Genomic DNA, 16,775 nt, shown 5'->3' with positions numbered 1-16,775 from the left:
GCTGCTGCTGCGAAAGGGGGCGATCTTACCCCGAGCACGCGCCTGGGTGCGAGCCGATGCGCGGATACACGGGAGTGGCTGGCGATCGAGGCGAAAGGTGATCAGGCCGGGATGAGGCATATGCTTGAACTTGCTGCTTCGATAAACCAGAATGGAACCATTCTGGTTTTATTGACGGAGGCTGACATGCCGGTTTCCCTTACGCTGAAGAACATTCCGGACGCGGTGTACGAGCGTCTGAAGGCTGCCGCGGAGCTGCATCGCCGCAGTCTGAACAACGAAGCCATCGTATGTCTGGAGTCCGTGCTGTTGCCGAACCGAGCTGTGTCTCACGACAGGCTGGCCCGCGCTCGCGAGCTTCGCGCCGGTTTGCCGCAAGGGCAGTTCAGCGCGAAGGACATCGACGAGGCCAAGCGCGCGGGGCGCAAATGATCGTCGTCGACAGCAATGTCCTGGCATACCTGTATCTGCCCGGAGACTTGACCGAGGCTGCGGAAGCCTTGCTGGAACGGGAGCCCGAATGGGCCGCTCCGCCACTGTGGCGAAGCGAGTTCCGGAACATCCTGGCGGGATACCTCCGTCGCGGGATGCTGACTTTTGAGCAGGTCTGCAGTTTGCAGGCGGAAGCCGAAGCCTTGATGGCAGGATTCGAATTCGAGGTGCTCTCGCACGACGTGCTGGATCTGGTCCGTGACAGCGCTTGCTCGGCCTGTGACTGCGAGTTCGTTGCATTGGCCAGGCGTTTCGATGTGAAGCTGGTGACGATGGACAGGAAAATACTCAAGGCATTTCCAGAGTTCGCTGTTGCTCTTGCAGGCTGATACCTCGAGTCGTTCCTGATCTGGCCGCATGCAGCGGCTCGATGTTCAGGCGTACAGGAAGGTCAGCCAGGCGGCGCCGGCGATTGTGGCCGGCAGCAGGCCGATTGCCATTCCTGGATTCGAGATAGCCGGACAGGCCCGTCTGTGGCGATAGGGTGAAGCTTGGTTTAGTATAGCCCCCTATACTATAGTCACGACGGAACCGGCCATGTCGCACACCATCCGCCAGAAGGAAAAGCTGATCGCCCGCATCAGGCGGATCAAGGGGCAGCTCGATGGCGTCGAGCGGGCGCTGGAGGCGGAGACCTCGTGCGGCGAGGTCCTGCGGCAACTCGCGTCGGCGCGTGGTGCGCTGACCGGGCTGACCGCGGAAGTGATGGAAGGCCACCTGCAGGAGCACGTCATCGAACCCGCAAGCGAGGATGAGCGCCGCGCAGGCGGACAGGAAATGATCGACGTCATCCGGACCTACCTGAAATGAGCACGCATCCGAATGCAGCGGCGGCGGGGAATTTCCAGCCGTCCCATGAGCACGTTTTCCTCGGCCGCGATCACCATCGCAACGAGCGGCGGGTGTGGCTGGTGATCGCGCTGACGGCGGCGATGATGGTGGCGGAGATCGTGGCCGGGACGATATATGGCTCGATGGCCTTGGTTGCCGATGGCTGGCACATGTCCACCCATGCCGGTGCCTTGCTGATCACCGCGCTGGCCTATTCCTACGCCAGACGCCATGCGCGCAATGCCCGCTTCACCTTCGGCACCGGCAAGCTGGGCGACCTCGCCGGCTTCGCCAGCGCGGTGGTGCTGGCGCTGGTTGCGCTGCTGGTTGGCTGGGAGAGCCTGTCGCGGCTGGCCGATCCGGTGCCGATCAGCTTCAACCAGGCGATCCTGGTCGCGGTGCTGGGCCTGATCGTCAATCTGGTGTCGGCCTGGCTACTGAAGGATGACCATACGCATCATCACCATCACGGACATGGCCATGCGCACCACCATGACGACGGGCATGGCCATCACCACCACGGCCATACGCCCGACAACAATCTGCGCGCGGCCTACATGCACGTGCTGGCCGATGCGCTGACTTCGGTGCTGGCCATCGTCGCGCTGCTGCTTGGCCGCAGCTATGGCTGGCTGTGGGCCGATCCGTTGATGGGCGTGGTCGGCGCGCTGGTCATCGGCCGCTGGTCATGGGGTCTGATCCGCGACGCGGGCAGCGTGCTGCTGGATGCGGTGCCCGAAGGGGAGGAGGTGCGCGAAGAGATACGGGAAGCGCTCGCCGCCACCGGCGACAGAATCACCGACATCCACGTCTGGCAGGTGGGGCCAGGCCACTTCGCGGCGATCATCTCGCTGGCCTCGGTCGCGCCGAAGGACTCGCAGACCTACAAGGCGATGCTTGCCCATATCCACGAGTTGTCGCATGTGACGCTGGAGACCGAATTGCTGCTCGATCCAGCCCTGGGAGAGGCGCGGTAGAGGATTCGTCGGGGGCTCACGATGCTGCAGGCCACGGCGCTGCCGGCTCATGCAGCAGCGGTTCGGCCCAGTTTTCGGCCCTGAGTCCGCCGATGCGGGCGAATTCGCGCGTGTTGTTGGTGACCAGGGTGCAGTCCAGCGCGAGCGCATGGGCGGCGATCTGGGTGTCGAGCGAGCCGATGGGGGCGCCGCTGCGTTCCAGTTCGGCGCGCAGGATGGCATATTTCCATACCGCTGCTTCGTCGAAGGGGGCGATGTCGAGCGGCAGCAGGAAGGCCTCCAGCGCTGCGCGGTTGCGCGCCGAATCGCTTTTGGCGACGCCGTAGGCCAGTTCGCAGGCGGTGATGACCGAGATGCCGATGTCGCCGATGGGGTGCGCTTCGAAGCGATGGCGGACGTGGGCCGGGCGGTGGTTGATCAGGTAGATGCAGATGTTGGTGTCGAGCATGTACCTCATGGCGCGATCGCCTCGCGTTGCTGCGGCGGCGGCTGCTCGCGCACCAGCTCGAAGCCGGGCTCGAACTGGTCGAGCGCATCGAACAGGGTTCGCCAGCCATGGCGCGGCAGCAGCACGACGGCATCGCCCACGCGCTTGACCATCACCTCGTCGCCGTCGAAGCGGTATTCCTTGGGCAGGCGGACAGCCTGGCTGCGGCCATTGATGAAGAGCTTGGCGGTATCCATGACGTTTTCTCCTGCCGGACGATGCTGGATGGAGTATATATCATCGATAGATTCCGGGGCAGGGAGAACGGTTTCTCCGTCCGCCGCCTGCGGGGCTCAGATGTCCGCTTCGACGCTGTCGCCCTTTTCCTCCATCCAGGCCCGCCGGCTCGAAGCTTCGCCCTTGCCCATCAGCAGCGTGAACATCTTCAGCGTGTCCTGCAGTGCACCGCCGCGCACCTTGACCGGCAGCACGCGGCGGGTGGCGGGATCCATGGTGGTTTCGCGCAGTTGGTCGGGGTTCATTTCGCCCAGGCCCTTGAAGCGGCCGATCTCGATGGCGTCGGGGCGGAAGCCTTCCTGCTCCAGGCGGTCGCGGATGGCGGTGAGTTCGCCTTCGTCCAGCGCGTACAGGCGGCGCGGCGGGCGCTTCTTGCCCTGGGCGGGGACGTCGACGCGGTACAGCGGCGGCTGCGCCACGTATACGTGGCCGCTTTCGATCAGCTTGGGGAAGTGGCGGAAGAACAGGGTCAGCAGCAGGGTCTGGATGTGGGCGCCGTCGACGTCGGCGTCGGACATGATGACGACCTTGCCGTAGCGCAGGCCCGAAAGGTCGACCTCGCTGTCGGCCTTGTGCGCGTCCACACCCAGGGCGACGGCGATGTCGTGGATCTCGGCATTGGCGAACAGGCGGTCGGGGTCGATTTCCCACGCGTTCTGCACCTTGCCACGCAGCGGCAGGATGGCCTGGGTCTCCTTGTTGCGCGCCATCTTGGCTGAGCCGCCGGCGGAGTCGCCTTCGACCAGGAAGAGCTCGTTGTCGGCGATGTCCTCGGATTCGCAGTCCGACAGCTTGCCCGGCAGCACGGCGACGCCCGAAGTTTTCTTCTTCTCGACTTTCTGCGCGCTCTTCTGCCGCGCCAGGGCCTGCTTGATCGACAGTTCGGCGATGGCCTTGCCGGCGTCGACGTGGTTGTTGAGCCAGATCTCGAAGGGGTCGCGCAACTGGCTGGAGACGAGCTTGACCGCCTCGCGCGAGTTGAGCTTTTCCTTCACCTGGCCCTGGAACTGCGGGTCGAGCAGGCGGGCCGACAGCACGAAGCTCATGCGCCCGCACACGTCTTCCTGCTGTAGCTTGACGCCGCGCGGCAGCAGGGTGTGGTGGTCGATGAAGGACTTCATCGCCTCGAACACGCCGGCGCGCAGGCCGGACTCGTGGGTGCCGCCATTGACGGTCGGGATCAGGTTGACGTAGGACTCGCTCGGCACCGCGGATTCGAACCAGGCCAGCGCCCAGGCCGCGCCTTCGCCGGGGGCGAAGCTGCTGTCGTCCTTGCCGGCGTATTTCTCGGCGGTGAAGATCGGCGCGACCGCGTCGATGTCGCCGGCAAGTTCCTTCAGGTAGCCGGCCAGGCCTTCGGGATAAGTCCAGGTCTTGCTCTGCATGCCGCCGCCGGCCTGCTCGACGTCGAGCCGCACCGACACGCCGGACAGCAGCACGGCCTTGGAGCGCAGCAGGCGTTCGAGTTCGTGCATCGGCACGCGCGGCGATTCGAAGTATTTCGCGTCCGGCCACACGCGCACGCGGGTGCCGCTCTGGCGGCCGCAGTCGCCTTCGATGCGGACGGCGCCGATGTCCTCGCCGCCGTTGGCGAAGTCGATGCGGTGGATCTTGCCGTCGCGTCTGATCTCGACTTCGATGCGGGTCGACAGCGCATTGGTGACCGACACGCCGACGCCGTGCAGGCCGCCCGAGAAGGCATAGGCCGAGTTGCCTTCGCGCTTGTCGAACTTGCCGCCGGCGTGCAGCCGGGTATAGGCCAGCACCACCACCGGCACGCCTTCCTCCGGGTGCAGGCCGACCGGGATGCCGCGGCCGTCGTCGGCAACGGTGACCGAGCCGTCCAGGTGCAGGCTGACGTGGATCTTCTTCGCGAAGCCGGCCAGCGCCTCGTCGGCGGCGTTGTCGATGACTTCCTGGATGATGTGCGCCGGGCTGTCGGTGCGGGTGTACATGCCGGGGCGCTCGCGCACCGGCTCCAGTCCCTTCAGGACGCGGAAGGAGGATTCGTCGTATTGCTTGGGAGTGTCTTGCTTGCCAGCCATGCTGCGGGCCCGTCCGGTTTCACGAAGGGCGCAAGGATAGCAGAGCCGGATACTGGATGAATGTTCAGGCGCGGGAGCCGGCGCACGGTCGCGGGCGCGAGATATCAGGCGCTGCCGAGGATGCGGCCGCCGCCGGTGGGCTTGGCGAGGCCGTCGGCATCGTACAGTTGCGGATGGTTGGCGGCGGACAGCAGCACCGTCAGCGCGGCCTGGTTGCCGGACATACGTTCGAGGATGAGCTGGCCGTTCAGCGCGTTGCGATCGCGCGCCTGGCGCGCCCGGGCGATGACTTCGTCCCAGCGTGCGAGCACGCGCGGCAGATTTGCGCAGACCTTGCGGATGGCGGCGTCGGAGACGCCATGGCCCATGCGCACCAGCAGCCGCGTGCGTTCGTCGTGCAGGTGCTGGAGCTGGCGGTAGCGCTCGTTCTTCTCGTTGGCGATGTTTATCAGTGCGTCGGTATTGCCCTGCACGAGCAGGCCTTCCTCGCGGTCGAGGATGGCGAGGAATTCGCCGAGCTGCATCGATTCGGCCTCGATCAGCAGGGCGAGGCGCTGCTGGTCGGCGGTGGGGGGGGCGGGCTGGTTCATCGTGTCCTGCGCGGGTCGGTGCATGCGGAGCCGAATCTTACCGCCGTTGCCGTCCGATGGTTCAACCGCGCGACTCGAGCATGTCCCGGACGCTGGCGATCAGGCCGTCGGCGATGCGGTTGGCGTCGATCTTGAAGCGGCCTTCCGAGATTGCCTGGCGGATTTCATCCACGCGCTTCTGATCGATTTCGGGCGATTCGGAAATCGCGCTTTCCGCCTTCTTCATCAGCGTGGCCAGCGGGGAAAGCTGCACGCTGTCGCCGCCGGACTGGGCCGGGGCATTGCTGCGCTGCGCAGGCGTGCGGGCATCCTGCACCTGCGACGGGACATAGGCCTTGCCCGTGCTCTCGATTTTCATGTTGTTCTCCGGAAACGCATCGACACGAATGGGTAGACGGCCGCGTTTCGTGAAACTTTAGTGATTTATTTCACGCCTTGCCACAAGCGCTTGTGATCTAGAAGTCGACATCGACCGTGCCATCCGGCCGCACCAGGCCTTGCACGATCTGGCCGTTGCCGAGACGGATGCGGATACGTTCGCCGGCTGCGGCGCCGTTCAGGGCCTGGCCTTCGCCCGACACCGTGAAGCCGGGGCCGCGCGTCGTCACCAGCACTGTCTGCCCGCGGCGCACGGCATCCGCCTGGCGCAGGCTGCCCGCCCGCAGCGGCGCGCCCGCCGCCTGCGCGAAGCGGGTGACGTGGCCGACGGCCTGCTCGGGCGCGGACAGCACGTTGTCGGGCAGGGCGCTGAGCTCGCCTTCGCGGACTTCGACGTCGGCTTCGCCGATCACCTCGGCCGAGCGCAACGCGCGGGTGGTGACGAGATAGGGGCCGAAGACCTGCACCGTGGCCTGTGCCCATGCCGTCCATGCCGTGGGGGCGTCGCAGCGGACGCCGACGGTGATCTGTCCCCAGGCGCGGGTGCCGGGCTGGAGAAAAGCTTCGAGCGCCGCGCAGGGCGGCAACTGGTTGGCCGGATCGAAGGCGCGCACGTTGATCCGGACTTCGCCGGGCTGGCCCAGGGTTTCCCGTTCCAGCAGGCTGCGTACCGCTGCCTCGACGGCCTCGGGCGGCTGTCGGGCGGCGGCGGGGGAAGGGCTGAAGGACGCAAGCAGGGCCAGTGACAGCAGGCCTGCGCGAAGGAAACGGGACGGGCTGATGGTGCGGAGAGCGGCCGGGCCGGGGAGCAGGCGATTCATGGGCGGATTGCAGCATGCCTCCGGCGTGGAGGCAAGCTGGCGGAAGGGGCAGCGGGCGGCAAGTGCCCGCGGCAGGTTTTGCCGGCGGGGCCGGCAAGCGGCAGATTTGGGCGGTTTTCCGCCGCCTTATCGGGCGAGGGCGGCTGCGGGGCGGGGCTTACCATCGCTGGCATGAAAGCTGCCTGTTCTTTGGGCAATCATGCTGGCCCGTGATCCGTCGCGTCCCCGCCGGGGAACGTGCCGGCCGCATTCGAGAGGTAAGGCGATGAAAACCCTGCTGGACAACCAGATGCGCTTCCATCAGGCGGCGCTCAATCTCCAGGCCCACCGCCAGGAATTGCTGGCGTCGAACATCGCCAACGCCGACACGCCGCACTACAAGGCGCGCGACATCGATTTCCGTGCCGCGCTCGACAATGCGCTGGGCAAGGCGCCAGGGGGCGGCCTGGGCGGCGTCGCGCTCGACATCACGCACCAGGGCCATATCGCCGGCGGCGCGGCGCTCGGGGCCGATGCCTTCTCCAGATACCGCACCGAGCTGCAGTCCGCGGTCGACGGCAACACCGTCAACATGGACGTCGAGCGTGCGGCCTTCGCCGAGAACGCGCTGCGCTACGAGGCGAGCCTGACCTTCATCAACGGCATGCTGCGCTCGATGAACACCGCGCTCACCGGCCAGTAAGGAATTCCATCATGAGCATGCTCAACGTCTTCCAGATCGCCGGCTCGGCGCTCAACGCGCAGTCGCTGCGGCTCAACACCACCGCCTCCAACCTCGCCAACGCCGACAGCGTCACCACCGAGACCGGCGAGCCTTACCGCGCCAAGCAGGTCGTCTTTGCCGCCCGGCAGATGGCCGGGCCGGCGGCGGTCGGCGTGCAAGTGACGCAGATCGTCGACAGCGCCGCGCCGATGCGGATGGTGTACGAGCCGAACAACCCGGCGGCCAATGCCGACGGCTATGTCGAAATGCCCAATGTGAACGTGGCCGAGGAGATGGTGAACATGATCTCGGCCTCGCGCTCCTACCAGAACAACGCCGAGATCATGAACACGGCACGGACATTGCTACAGCGTACCTTGCAGATCGGACAGTGAGCGCTGTCCGGCAAATGATGCCGTAGCAGGAGAGATTCATGAGCACCGTCTCGAACGATGTGACAACGGAAAACGTGCTGTCCAAGCTGGCACGCAGCGAACCCGTGCAGAAGGCGGAAGAGGACATGCAGGGGCGTTTCCTCAAGCTGCTGACCACCCAGCTTCGCAACCAGGACCCGATGAACCCGATGGAAAACGCCGAGCTGACTTCCCAGCTCGCGCAGATGAGCACGGTCGATGGCATCGAGCGGCTCAACAAGATGGTCCAGTCCTTCTTCGATTCGCAGGCCTCGAACGAGGGCATCAACGCTGCGGCCCTGATCGGGCGCGGCGTGCTGGTGGAAGGCCAGCAGATGGTGCTGACCGAAGCGGGCGGCATCGGCGGTTTCGAGATCGACGGGCCGGCCGACCGCGTGACGCTGACGGTGACCGACAGCTCGGGCCTGCCGGTCAAGCAGATGGTGTTCGACAGCATCGAGGCCGGCAGCCACAACTTCATCTGGGACGGCACCGCGGAAGACGGCTCGCGCGCCGCCGACGGCGTCTACACCCTGTCGTTGTCCGCGACTCTCGGCGACGAGAAGGTGCAGGGGCGCACGCTGCAGTTCGGGCCCGTGACCAGCGTCGTGCGCGGTCCCAGGGGCGCCGACCTGCAGGTCGGCGACCTCGGTCTGTTCAAGCTCGACGACATCAAGCAGATTCTTTGATCCGGAGCAGCGATCATGGCATTCCAGCAAGGCCTCAGCGGCCTGAGTTCTTCCTCCAAGGCGCTCGACGTCATTTCCAACAACGTCGCCAACGCCAGCACCGTGGGCTTCAAGAATTCCGGCACGGTATTCGCGGACGCCTATGCCTCGTCGCTGACCGGCGCGGTGTCGAAAATCCAGATCGGCATCGGCAGCGCGGTGCAGGCGGTGCGCCAGGCCTTCACCCAGGGCAACGTCACCACCACCAGCAACCCGCTGGACATGGCGATCAACGGCAACGGCTTCTTCGAGATCGAACTGCAGAACGGCGGCTACGCGCTGACCCGCAACGGCCAGTTCGACATCAACAAGCAGGGCTACATCATCACCGCGCTGGGCGACAGGCTGATGGGCTACCAGACGGTCGATCCGGTGTCGGGCGACGTCGCGGCGCCGGCGACTTCCTCGGTGGATAGCTTCCGTCCGCTGATCGTGCCTGCGTCGGGCATCGGCGCCGTGCAGACGACGGAAATGAGCCTGAACCTGAACCTGAGCGCGGATGCGGAAACGATCGACGGTGCCGCGATGCCGCTCGATCCGAGCGACCCCCTGACCTATACCTATTCCACTGGAATAAAGATCTTCGACACCCTGGGCAAGGAACACACCTTGTCCTTCTATTTCGCCCGGCGCACCGACGTCGTCGATACCACGACGGCGCCGCCCAGCTACAGCGAGTGGGATGTCTACACCGTCGTCGACAACGATCCGGGCACGCTTACCCACAACTCCACGCTCGGCTTCGACGGCCTGGGCCGGGTCGCCGAGGTCACGCCGCATGCGACGGCGGCCGTCACGCCGCCGACCAATGGCTCGGTGTTCAGCGCCCTGCTCGGCACGGACGCGGTCAACCCGAGCGAGGCCACGCTGGCGATGAACTCGATCACGCAGTTCGGCGGCGAATCCAAGCCGCGTGAATTGGTGCAGAACGGCGCTGCGCCGGGCGAGATCGCCGGTCTGGCGATCAGCCGCAACGGCGTCATCCAGGCGCGCTACACCAACGGCGTTTCCAAGGACATCGGCATCGTCAACCTGACCACCGTGCGCAACAACAACGGCTTGTCGCCCATCGGCAACAACTACTGGGTCGAGACGCCCGAGTCCGGCGGTTTCGCGCGCGGCACGCCGGGCAACGGCATGAACGGCGTCATCTCCGCCGGCCAGGTCGAGGAATCCAACGTCGACCTCACCCAGGAACTGGTGCAGATGATCATCCAGCAGCGCAACTACCAGGCCAACGCCCAGTCGATCCGCACGCAGGACCAGATCCTGCAGACGCTGGTCAACCTGCGCTGATGAGGGCAGGGCGCCGTTCCGGGTTTGCAGGATAGGGAGAACAGAACATGGATCGGGTGATCTACACCGCGATGACCGGCGCCACCGGCACGATGAACCAGCAGGCGGCGGTGTCGAACAACATCGCCAACGCCTCGTCCACCGGCTTTCGTGCGCAGATGCACAAGCTGCGCGGGGTGGAAATCCAGACCGAGGCCTTCCGCAGCCGCTCGTTCGCGGTCGATGCCAGCATCGCCAACGACTTCACCCCGGGGCCGATCCAATACACCGGGCGGCCCTACGACGTGGCGGTGGAGGGCAAGGGCTGGCTGGCCGTGCGGCTGCCCGACGGCAGCGAGGCCTACACCCGCAACGGCAGCCTGGCGCTGAGCCCGGCCGGCATCCTGCAGACCCGCGAGGGCCTGCCGGTGATCGGCGACGGCGGGCCGATCGCGCTGCCGCCCGACACCGAGATCGTCATCGGCCGCGACGGCTCGGTGTCGTCGATCGATCCGAACGGCAACATCGTCAATGTCGTCGCCCAGCTCAAGCTGGTGAATCCGCCCGAGGCCGAGCTGGTGCGCGGCGACGACGGCCTGTTCCGGCTCGCCGGCGGCGCGCCCGCGCCGGCGGACGAGAACGTGCAGGTCGCCGGCGGCTACCTGGAAGGCAGCAACGTCAATGTCGCCGACCAGATGGTGCAGATGATCTCGCTCGCCCGCCAGTTCGAGATGCAGGTGCGCATGCTGCAGACCGCCGAAGCCAACGACCGCGCTGCGGCGCAGGTGCTGGGGGCGCGTTGAGATGGCGGGCGCTGCTCCGCGGCAGCTGCGCTTCGTACGGAATTAGCACGGTTTTTGCGTTGTTTATCGCGGGATGGCCGGGGCCGGCAAAGGCCTAGACTGATCCCATGCACAAACGGCAATCGCCGCCGCGTGCCGGCAAAGCCTGCCGGCACGGCAATGCAGAACAGAGGACTTCATCATGATCCGCTCCCTGTGGACCGCCCGCACCGGGCTCGATGCCCAGCAGACTTCGCTGGACGTGATCTCCAACAATCTGGCCAACGTGTCGACCAACGGCTACAAGCGCCAGCGCGCGGTGTTCGAGGACTTGCTGTACCAGACGATGCGCCAGCCGGGCGCGCAGACCACGCAGCAGACCCAGGTCTCCAGCGGCCTGCAGATCGGCACCGGCGTGCGTCCGGTGGCCACCGAGCGCATCTTCACCCAGGGCAGCCCGCAGCAGACTGGCGGCTCGCTGGACCTGGCGATCCAGGGCAACGGCTTCCTGCAGATCGCGATGCCCGACGGCACCACCGCCTACACCCGCGACGGCGCGCTGCAGCTCGACAACCAGGGCAACGTCATCACCGCCAGCGGCTATCCGCTGCTCGACGCCATCCAGATTCCGGCCGACGCCACGCAGATCTCCATCGGCAAGGACGGCACGGTCACGGTCAAGCTGCCCAACCAGGTCGAGATGCAGCCGGTCGGCCAGATCCAGGTGGCGACCTTCATCAACCCGGGCGGCCTGCAGAGCATGGGCGAGAACCTGTTCTACGAGACGGCGTCGAGCGGCGAGGCCACGCCGACCGAGCCGGGCACCAATGGCGCGGGCGTCATCAACCAGGGCTACGTCGAGAACTCGAACGTCAACGTCGCCGAGGAACTCGTCAGCATGATCGTCACGCAGCGCGCCTACGAGCTGAATTCGCGCGCCATCTCCACGTCCGACCAGATGCTGGGCCGGCTCACCCAGCTGTGAGCGCATCGCCATGAAACCGCTGTCCGCATTCTGGCTTGCCGCCGCGCTGGCGCTGCTGTCGGGCTGCGCCGCCATCGAAACCGTGCCGCCGACCGCCGTGCATCAGCCGATGAGCGTGCGCCCGGACGGCCAGGCTCCGGCACCCGCCGCGAACGGCGCCATCTACCAGGCGGCGCTGGCGCGCCCGCTGTTCGAGGACAGGCGCGCGCGCCATGTCGGCGACATCATCACGATCAACCTGGTCGAGCGCAACACCGCGACCAAGAGCGCCAACACCAGCGCAACGCGCAGCTCCGAAATGACGGGCGGCATCACCGCCTCCTCGCGCCTGCCGCTGGGCGGGCTCAATGGGCTGAACGTCGAGGCCGGGGTCGATTCCGGCTTCAACGGCGCCGGCAGCGCCCGCGCCAACAACGCCTTCAACGGCACGATCACGGTCACGGTCATCGACGTCTACGCCAACGGCAACCTGCTGGTGTCGGGCGAGAAGATGCTGGCGATCAACCAGGGCAACGAATTCATCCGCTTCTCGGGCGTGGTCGACCCCAACACCGTCACGTCGACCAATACGGTGCAGTCGATCCAGGTCGCCGATGCGCGCATCGAATACCGCGGCACCGGCGTCATCGACCAGTCCAACACCATGGGCTGGCTGCAGCGCTTCTTCCTCGCCATCCTGCCTTTCTGAACGGGGCCAGACATGAACGCCTTCCGATCCCTGCTGACGCGCGCGCTGGTGGTGGCCGTGGCGGCCGGCATCTTCTTCGTGTCGGCGGCCGAAGCCGCGCCCGAGCGCATCAAGGACCTGGCCACCATCGCCGGCGTGCGCGAGAACCAGCTCGTCGGCTATGGCCTGGTGGTCGGCCTCGACGGCAGCGGCGACCAGACCACGCAGACGCCCTTCACCAAGCAGAGCATCGTCAACATGCTGGGCAACATGGGCGTCACCGTGCCGCAGGGCACCAACATGCAGTTGAAGAACGTCGCCGCGGTGATGGTGACGGCCAGCCTGCCGGCCTTCGCCCGGCCCGGCCAGGCGATCGACGTCACCGTGTCCTCGATCGGCAACGCCAAGAGTCTGCGCGGCGGCACGCTGGTGATGACGCCGCTGAAAGGCGCGGACGGCCAGGTGTATGCGGTGGCCCAGGGCAACCTCGCCGTCGGCGGCGCGGGCGGCGCGGCGGGCGGCGCGGCGCAGACCATCAACCATTTGGCGGCAGGGCGGATTCCCGGCGGCGCCACGGTGGAGCGCGGCGTGGCCGCGTCGGTCGGGCAGGGCGACTTCGTCATGGTCGAGCTCAATGAAGCCGATTTCCACACCGCCGGCAAGGTGGTCGATGCCATCAACGCGATTGCGCCGGGCTCGGCCTATGCGCTGGACGGCCGCAGCATCCAGGTCATGGCGCCGCAGGACGTGTCGCGCCGCGTGGCCTTCCTCGGCCGGATCGAGAACCTGAGGGTGGCACCGGGCGAGCAGATCGCCAAGGTCATCGTCAATTCGCGCACCGGCTCGGTGGTCATGAACCAGCGCGTGACGCTGCAGAACGTGGCGGTGTCGCACGGCAACCTCACCGTCACCGTCGACAGCCAGACCGAAGTCAGCCAGCCGGCGCCGTTCTCGCGCGGCGAGACGGTGGCGGCGCAGAACCAGGGCCAGGTCGACATCCGCCAGGACGGCGGCAGCATCCACAACGTGCGTGCCGGCGGCAATCTGGCCGACGTGGTCAAGGCGCTCAACGCATTGGGCGCCAAGCCGATGGACCTGGTCAGCATCCTGCAGGCGATGAAGGCGGCCGGCGCGCTGCGCGCCGAGCTGGAAATCATCTGAGGGCGGGCCATGAACGCCGGCGTCCAGCTCAACGCCCTCGATCCCAACTCGCTCGGCGAGCTGCAGCGGCTCGCCCGCAGCGAAGGCCGCTCGAATGAGGCCTTGCGCGCGGCCTCGAAGCAGTTCGAGGCCTTGTTCATGCAGATGATGCTGAAGTCGATGCGCGACGCCACGCCGCAGAACAGCCTGCTCGACAGTGACCAGACCCGCATGTACCAGAGCCTGCTCGACCAGCAGATGGCACTGAACCTGTCGCAGGGGCGCGGCACCGGCCTCGCCGATACCCTGTTCCGCCAGCTTGGCGGCAAGGATGAAGGTGCGGCGGGTACGGATGCCCTGGCGGCGCCCGCACAGGCCGGGCAGACCGGGCAGGGCGGCAAGGATGGCTTTCCGCTTGCCGGCGTGCTTCGCGGCGCGGCAATATCTGCCGCCGCGCGGCGCGCGGTGCCGGTTCAGGCCCGTGCCGAGGCTGCTGCGCCGGCTGCCTCCGGCGATGCCAGGGCGGCCGGCGGCGGCGTGCTCGAAGCCGGCTTCAGGGAGGCGATCCAGCGCGTGCGCCAGCTTGGCGGCGCGGTGTCGGACAAGGTCCGCGGCTTCGTCGCCGAGGTGTGGCCGCATGCCGTCGAAGCCAGCAAGCGCACCGGCATCCCGCCCGCCTTCATGGTGGCGCAGGCGGCGCTGGAAACGGGCTGGGGCGAGAAGCAGTTGCGCCATGCCGACGGCAGCCCCAGCCACAACCTGTTCAACATCAAGGCCGGCTCGGCCTGGCGCGGCCGCACCGTCGACCGCGAGGTCACCGAATATGCCGACGGCCGCCCCTATGCCGAAGCGGCACGCTTCCGCTCGTATTCGTCCTATGCCGAATCCTTCCGCGACTATGCCAGCCTGATGGCGCGCAGCCCGCGCTACGCCGGCGTGCTGGGCCAGACCGATGCTGCCGGCTTCGCCCGCAGCCTGCAGGATGCCGGCTATGCCACCGATCCGCAGTACGCCGACAAGCTCACCCGCATCATCGGCGGCAGCACGCTGCGCAGCGCACTGGCCGGCATCGGCTGAGCCTGCCGCTCCGGATGGCCGCATGAATTGCCGGTTTCGGGGTGGCATCCTTCTTGCTGAACCCTTTCCAGGCAATCGCGGATCAGGAAGACCATCATGGCTGGCATGCTGAACATCGGAATGACGGGCCTCAATGCGGCACAGGCCCAGCTCAATACCACCAGTCACAACATCACCAATGCAGGGACCAAGGGCTACCACCGGCAAACGGTGGGGCAGAGTGCGCTGCAGCCCTTGTTCACCGGCGCGGGCTTTTTCGGCCAGGGCACCCAGGTGTCCTCGGTGACGCGCAGCTACGACCGCTTCCTGGAAGGACAGATCCTGCAGGCCGACAACCGCCGCTCGCAATATGCGGCCTACGGCGCGCAGGTCGGCCAGATCAACAACCTGCTGGCCGATCGCACCACCGGGCTGTCGCCGGCGATGGAAAACTTCTTTGCCGGCGTGCAGGAAGTCGCTTCCAACCCGACCAGCGTGGCGGCGCGCCAGGCGCTGATTTCCAATGCCCAGTCGCTGGCGTCGCGCTTCCAGTCGCTGAATGCCCGGCTGGAAGAAATCCGTGACGGCGTCGAAGGCAGCATCGTGCAGACGGTCGAGTCGATCAACACCTATGCGCAGGCGATCGCGGACATGAACCAGCGCATCGTCATCGCCCAGGCGGGCGGAGCCGGCACGCCGGCCAACGACCTGCTGGACCAGCGCGACCAGTTGCTGGCCGAACTGAACAAGCTGGTGAAGATCACCATCGTCGAGGAAACCGATGGCGCGCAGGCGAACGGCGCGGTGTCGGTGTTCATCGGCTCGGGGCAGTCGCTGGTGCTGCGTGGCACGGTATCGACCTTCGAAGTCGTGCCCAGCGCCAACGATCCGACACGCGGCGCGATCTCGATGGTGGCGCCGGGCGGCAACCGCATGGAACTGGCGGAATCGCTGCTGACCGGCGGAACGCTCGGCGGGCTGCTGGAGTTCCGCCGCGTGTCGCTCGATGCCGCACAGAACGAACTGGGCCTGATCGCGCTGGGCATCACCGAAACCGTCAATGCCCAGCACAAGCTCGGCATCGACCTGGAAGGGGTCTTCGGCAAGGACTTCTTCAAGCCGATCACGCCCACGGTCGTGCCGGCCACGGCGGGCGTCAGCGCCGGCATCACCGACGTGAGCGCGGTGCGGGCCAGGGATTACCGCGTCGCCATCGACAGCGACGGCGGCGCGCTCAGGCTGTTTGCCGGCAACGAGGAGCTGGCTTCCCTGAGCCTGCCGGCCGCCGGGCCGCTGACGTTGAACGGCGGCGGCCTGTCGGTCACGATTCCGGACGCGGCCAGCGTGCCGGCCAAGGGGCTGCTGATCCAGCCGACGCGCAACGCCGCGCGCGACATTTCCGTGGCCATTTCCGATCCGCGCGAAATCGCCGCCGGCGGGCCGATGTCGGTGACCGCGCCATTGACCAACCAAGGCACGGGCAAGCTGGCCAACATCGATGTCCGCAGCAACGCCGGCATGGATGCTTCGGGCGACGGCAAGCCGGATTTCGCCGCCTTCTCGGCCAGCTTCGGCGGCACCAGTCTGTCGGTGCCGGCCGGCTACACCATCGAGCGCCTGCGGCAGGACAGCACGAGCGGACAGTGGCTGACGGATACCGCCTATCCAAGCGGCGGCACCGGCACGACCTTTGACCCGGCCACGGATTCGTCCGGAGCGCGCTTCCGCGTCACCGGCCCGGGCGGGTATGAGTTCGACTTCGAGTTCAGCGGCACGCCCGAAGCTGGCGACACTTTCGCCTTCGCGCCGAACGCTGCCGGCGTCGCCGACAACCGCAATGCGGTCGCGCTCGGCGCGCTGCAGACGTCCAAGACCCTGCTGGCCGATGCCGGCGGGCGGCCGACCGCCACGTTCCAGTCGGTCTATGCCCAGACCGTGACCACCGTCGGCAACAAGACGCGCGAAGCCCAGGTCAACGAAGCCGCGCAGCAGGCGCTGGTGACACAGGCCACCTCGGCGCGCGACAGCGTCTCGGGCGTCAATCTGGACGAGGAAGCGGCCAACCTGATCCGCTTCCAGCTTGCCTATCAGGCCTCGGCCCGCGTCATGACCGTGGCGCAGCGGCTGTTCGACGAACTCATCGCCATCGGCCGCTGAGCCGGAAACAT

General features: G+C 66.8%; 20 protein-coding genes. 14 read left to right on the top strand and 6 right to left on the bottom strand.

The features are described 5' to 3' along the window. The first annotated feature begins 120 nt into the window (after positions 1 to 120). The 4 genes from ACNQFN_RS14575 to dmeF all read left to right on the top strand — a co-directional run bounded on the left by ACNQFN_RS14575 (position 121) and on the right by dmeF (position 2,300). Entirely contained in the window at positions 121 to 432 is a 312-nt protein-coding gene (locus tag ACNQFN_RS14575; protein ID WP_245650885.1) for a FitA-like ribbon-helix-helix domain-containing protein, read from the top strand. Continuing rightward, positions 429 to 821: a type II toxin-antitoxin system VapC family toxin gene (locus tag ACNQFN_RS14570; RefSeq protein ID WP_068636408.1), complete on the top strand. Its 393-nt coding sequence runs from the start codon at positions 429 to 431 to the stop codon at positions 819 to 821. The genes ACNQFN_RS14575 and ACNQFN_RS14570 overlap by 4 nt, the downstream gene beginning before the upstream one ends. Before the next feature lie 208 nt (positions 822 to 1,029). Then, positions 1,030 to 1,302 (top strand): metal/formaldehyde-sensitive transcriptional repressor, encoded by a 273-nt coding sequence (locus tag ACNQFN_RS14565; RefSeq protein WP_418646846.1) that lies wholly within the window; start codon positions 1,030 to 1,032, stop codon positions 1,300 to 1,302. Beyond that, positions 1,299 to 2,300: a CDF family Co(II)/Ni(II) efflux transporter DmeF gene (gene dmeF / locus ACNQFN_RS14560; protein WP_418646845.1), complete on the top strand. Its 1,002-nt coding sequence runs from the start codon at positions 1,299 to 1,301 to the stop codon at positions 2,298 to 2,300. The genes ACNQFN_RS14565 and dmeF overlap by 4 nt, the downstream gene beginning before the upstream one ends. A gap of 16 nt (positions 2,301 to 2,316) precedes the next feature. Here the strand turns inward: dmeF and vapC are convergent, their stop codons facing one another. From vapC to flgA, 6 genes are all read right to left on the bottom strand, one after another. After that, positions 2,317 to 2,757 carry a type II toxin-antitoxin system tRNA(fMet)-specific endonuclease VapC gene (vapC, locus tag ACNQFN_RS14555; protein ID WP_068636405.1) on the bottom strand — a complete coding sequence of 147 codons (441 nt, stop codon included), beginning with the start codon at positions 2,755 to 2,757 and terminating at the stop codon, positions 2,317 to 2,319. Continuing rightward, the gene (locus ACNQFN_RS14550; RefSeq protein ID WP_068636404.1) at positions 2,754 to 2,984 is read right to left on the bottom strand and encodes an antitoxin; all 231 of its coding nucleotides are present in this window, start codon (positions 2,982 to 2,984) and stop codon (positions 2,754 to 2,756) included. Before ACNQFN_RS14550 ends, vapC begins: the two co-directional genes overlap by 4 nt. Before the next feature lie 96 nt (positions 2,985 to 3,080). Then, a complete protein-coding gene (locus ACNQFN_RS14545; RefSeq protein WP_068636403.1) occupies positions 3,081 to 5,069 on the bottom strand; it encodes a DNA topoisomerase IV subunit B in 1,989 nt (662 codons plus the stop codon). Between the two features lie 104 nt (positions 5,070 to 5,173). Next, positions 5,174 to 5,659: a flagella synthesis protein FlgN gene (locus ACNQFN_RS14540; RefSeq protein WP_418646844.1), complete on the bottom strand. Its 486-nt coding sequence runs from the start codon at positions 5,657 to 5,659 to the stop codon at positions 5,174 to 5,176. A gap of 61 nt (positions 5,660 to 5,720) precedes the next feature. After that, positions 5,721 to 6,017: a flagellar biosynthesis anti-sigma factor FlgM gene (flgM, locus tag ACNQFN_RS14535; RefSeq protein WP_418646843.1), complete on the bottom strand. Its 297-nt coding sequence runs from the start codon at positions 6,015 to 6,017 to the stop codon at positions 5,721 to 5,723. Between the two features lie 97 nt (positions 6,018 to 6,114). Further along, a complete protein-coding gene (gene flgA, locus ACNQFN_RS14530; protein WP_418646842.1) occupies positions 6,115 to 6,858 on the bottom strand; it encodes a flagellar basal body P-ring formation chaperone FlgA in 744 nt (247 codons plus the stop codon). A 265-nt stretch (positions 6,859 to 7,123) separates the two neighbouring features. Between flgA and flgB the strand changes: the two genes are divergently transcribed. The 10 genes from flgB to flgK all read left to right on the top strand — a co-directional run bounded on the left by flgB (position 7,124) and on the right by flgK (position 16,764). Further along, positions 7,124 to 7,540 (top strand): flagellar basal body rod protein FlgB, encoded by a 417-nt coding sequence (gene flgB / locus ACNQFN_RS14525; RefSeq protein WP_418646841.1) that lies wholly within the window; start codon positions 7,124 to 7,126, stop codon positions 7,538 to 7,540. A gap of 11 nt (positions 7,541 to 7,551) precedes the next feature. Further along, on the top strand, positions 7,552 to 7,956 hold the full coding sequence (gene flgC, locus ACNQFN_RS14520) for a flagellar basal body rod protein FlgC (protein ID WP_263460141.1): 405 nt from the start codon (positions 7,552 to 7,554) through the stop codon (positions 7,954 to 7,956). A gap of 38 nt (positions 7,957 to 7,994) precedes the next feature. Further along, complete coding sequence (locus ACNQFN_RS14515; RefSeq protein WP_418646840.1) at positions 7,995 to 8,663, top strand: flagellar hook assembly protein FlgD; 669 nt, start codon at positions 7,995 to 7,997, stop codon at positions 8,661 to 8,663. 15 nt (positions 8,664 to 8,678) lie between these two features. Beyond that, a complete protein-coding gene (flgE, locus tag ACNQFN_RS14510) occupies positions 8,679 to 9,998 on the top strand; it encodes a flagellar hook protein FlgE (protein WP_418646839.1) in 1,320 nt (439 codons plus the stop codon). A 47-nt stretch (positions 9,999 to 10,045) separates the two neighbouring features. Then, a complete protein-coding gene (gene flgF / locus ACNQFN_RS14505; protein WP_418646838.1) occupies positions 10,046 to 10,780 on the top strand; it encodes a flagellar basal-body rod protein FlgF in 735 nt (244 codons plus the stop codon). 181 nt (positions 10,781 to 10,961) lie between these two features. Next, positions 10,962 to 11,744, top strand: a complete 783-nt coding sequence (gene flgG / locus ACNQFN_RS14500) for a flagellar basal-body rod protein FlgG (protein WP_263460145.1) — start codon at positions 10,962 to 10,964, stop codon at positions 11,742 to 11,744. A gap of 10 nt (positions 11,745 to 11,754) precedes the next feature. Further along, the gene (locus ACNQFN_RS14495; RefSeq protein WP_068636398.1) at positions 11,755 to 12,432 is read left to right on the top strand and encodes a flagellar basal body L-ring protein FlgH; all 678 of its coding nucleotides are present in this window, start codon (positions 11,755 to 11,757) and stop codon (positions 12,430 to 12,432) included. Between the two features lie 12 nt (positions 12,433 to 12,444). Further along, positions 12,445 to 13,572 carry a flagellar basal body P-ring protein FlgI gene (locus ACNQFN_RS14490; protein ID WP_068636397.1) on the top strand — a complete coding sequence of 376 codons (1,128 nt, stop codon included), beginning with the start codon at positions 12,445 to 12,447 and terminating at the stop codon, positions 13,570 to 13,572. A gap of 9 nt (positions 13,573 to 13,581) precedes the next feature. Continuing rightward, complete coding sequence (gene flgJ / locus ACNQFN_RS14485) at positions 13,582 to 14,628, top strand: flagellar assembly peptidoglycan hydrolase FlgJ (protein ID WP_068636396.1); 1,047 nt, start codon at positions 13,582 to 13,584, stop codon at positions 14,626 to 14,628. A gap of 96 nt (positions 14,629 to 14,724) precedes the next feature. After that, on the top strand, positions 14,725 to 16,764 hold the full coding sequence (gene flgK, locus ACNQFN_RS14480) for a flagellar hook-associated protein FlgK (protein ID WP_068636395.1): 2,040 nt from the start codon (positions 14,725 to 14,727) through the stop codon (positions 16,762 to 16,764). Positions 16,765 to 16,775: the final 11 nt, after the last annotated feature.

The sequence above is a fragment of the Thauera butanivorans genome (assembly GCF_048398245.1).
GTDB lineage: Bacteria > Pseudomonadota > Gammaproteobacteria > Burkholderiales > Rhodocyclaceae > Thauera > Thauera butanivorans.
This window is presented reverse-complemented; position numbering and strand designations above follow the sequence as displayed.

Bases quoted from the DNA above. Each gene is read 5' to 3' on its own strand.
- flgF (WP_418646838.1), top strand. From the start codon at position 10,046: ATGGATCGGGTGATCTACACCGCGATGACCGGCGCCACCGGCACGATG.
- flgG (WP_263460145.1), top strand. From the start codon at position 10,962: ATGATCCGCTCCCTGTGGACCGCCCGCACCGGGCTCGATGCCCAGCAG.
- vapC (WP_068636405.1), bottom strand. From the start codon at position 2,757: ATGAGGTACATGCTCGACACCAACATCTGCATCTACCTGATCAACCAC.
- ACNQFN_RS14490 (WP_068636397.1), top strand. From the start codon at position 12,445: ATGAACGCCTTCCGATCCCTGCTGACGCGCGCGCTGGTGGTGGCCGTG.
- ACNQFN_RS14515 (WP_418646840.1), top strand. From the start codon at position 7,995: ATGAGCACCGTCTCGAACGATGTGACAACGGAAAACGTGCTGTCCAAG.
- ACNQFN_RS14575 (WP_245650885.1), top strand. From the start codon at position 121: ATGCTTGAACTTGCTGCTTCGATAAACCAGAATGGAACCATTCTGGTT.
- ACNQFN_RS14545 (WP_068636403.1), bottom strand. From the start codon at position 5,069: ATGGCTGGCAAGCAAGACACTCCCAAGCAATACGACGAATCCTCCTTC.
- ACNQFN_RS14570 (WP_068636408.1), top strand. From the start codon at position 429: ATGATCGTCGTCGACAGCAATGTCCTGGCATACCTGTATCTGCCCGGA.
- ACNQFN_RS14565 (WP_418646846.1), top strand. From the start codon at position 1,030: ATGTCGCACACCATCCGCCAGAAGGAAAAGCTGATCGCCCGCATCAGG.
- flgM (WP_418646843.1), bottom strand. From the start codon at position 6,017: ATGAAAATCGAGAGCACGGGCAAGGCCTATGTCCCGTCGCAGGTGCAG.
- ACNQFN_RS14540 (WP_418646844.1), bottom strand. From the start codon at position 5,659: ATGAACCAGCCCGCCCCCCCCACCGCCGACCAGCAGCGCCTCGCCCTG.
- flgB (WP_418646841.1), top strand. From the start codon at position 7,124: ATGAAAACCCTGCTGGACAACCAGATGCGCTTCCATCAGGCGGCGCTC.
- flgA (WP_418646842.1), bottom strand. From the start codon at position 6,858: ATGAATCGCCTGCTCCCCGGCCCGGCCGCTCTCCGCACCATCAGCCCG.
- ACNQFN_RS14550 (WP_068636404.1), bottom strand. From the start codon at position 2,984: ATGGATACCGCCAAGCTCTTCATCAATGGCCGCAGCCAGGCTGTCCGC.
- flgJ (WP_068636396.1), top strand. From the start codon at position 13,582: ATGAACGCCGGCGTCCAGCTCAACGCCCTCGATCCCAACTCGCTCGGC.
- flgE (WP_418646839.1), top strand. From the start codon at position 8,679: ATGGCATTCCAGCAAGGCCTCAGCGGCCTGAGTTCTTCCTCCAAGGCG.
- flgC (WP_263460141.1), top strand. From the start codon at position 7,552: ATGAGCATGCTCAACGTCTTCCAGATCGCCGGCTCGGCGCTCAACGCG.
- flgK (WP_068636395.1), top strand. From the start codon at position 14,725: ATGGCTGGCATGCTGAACATCGGAATGACGGGCCTCAATGCGGCACAG.
- ACNQFN_RS14495 (WP_068636398.1), top strand. From the start codon at position 11,755: ATGAAACCGCTGTCCGCATTCTGGCTTGCCGCCGCGCTGGCGCTGCTG.
- dmeF (WP_418646845.1), top strand. From the start codon at position 1,299: ATGAGCACGCATCCGAATGCAGCGGCGGCGGGGAATTTCCAGCCGTCC.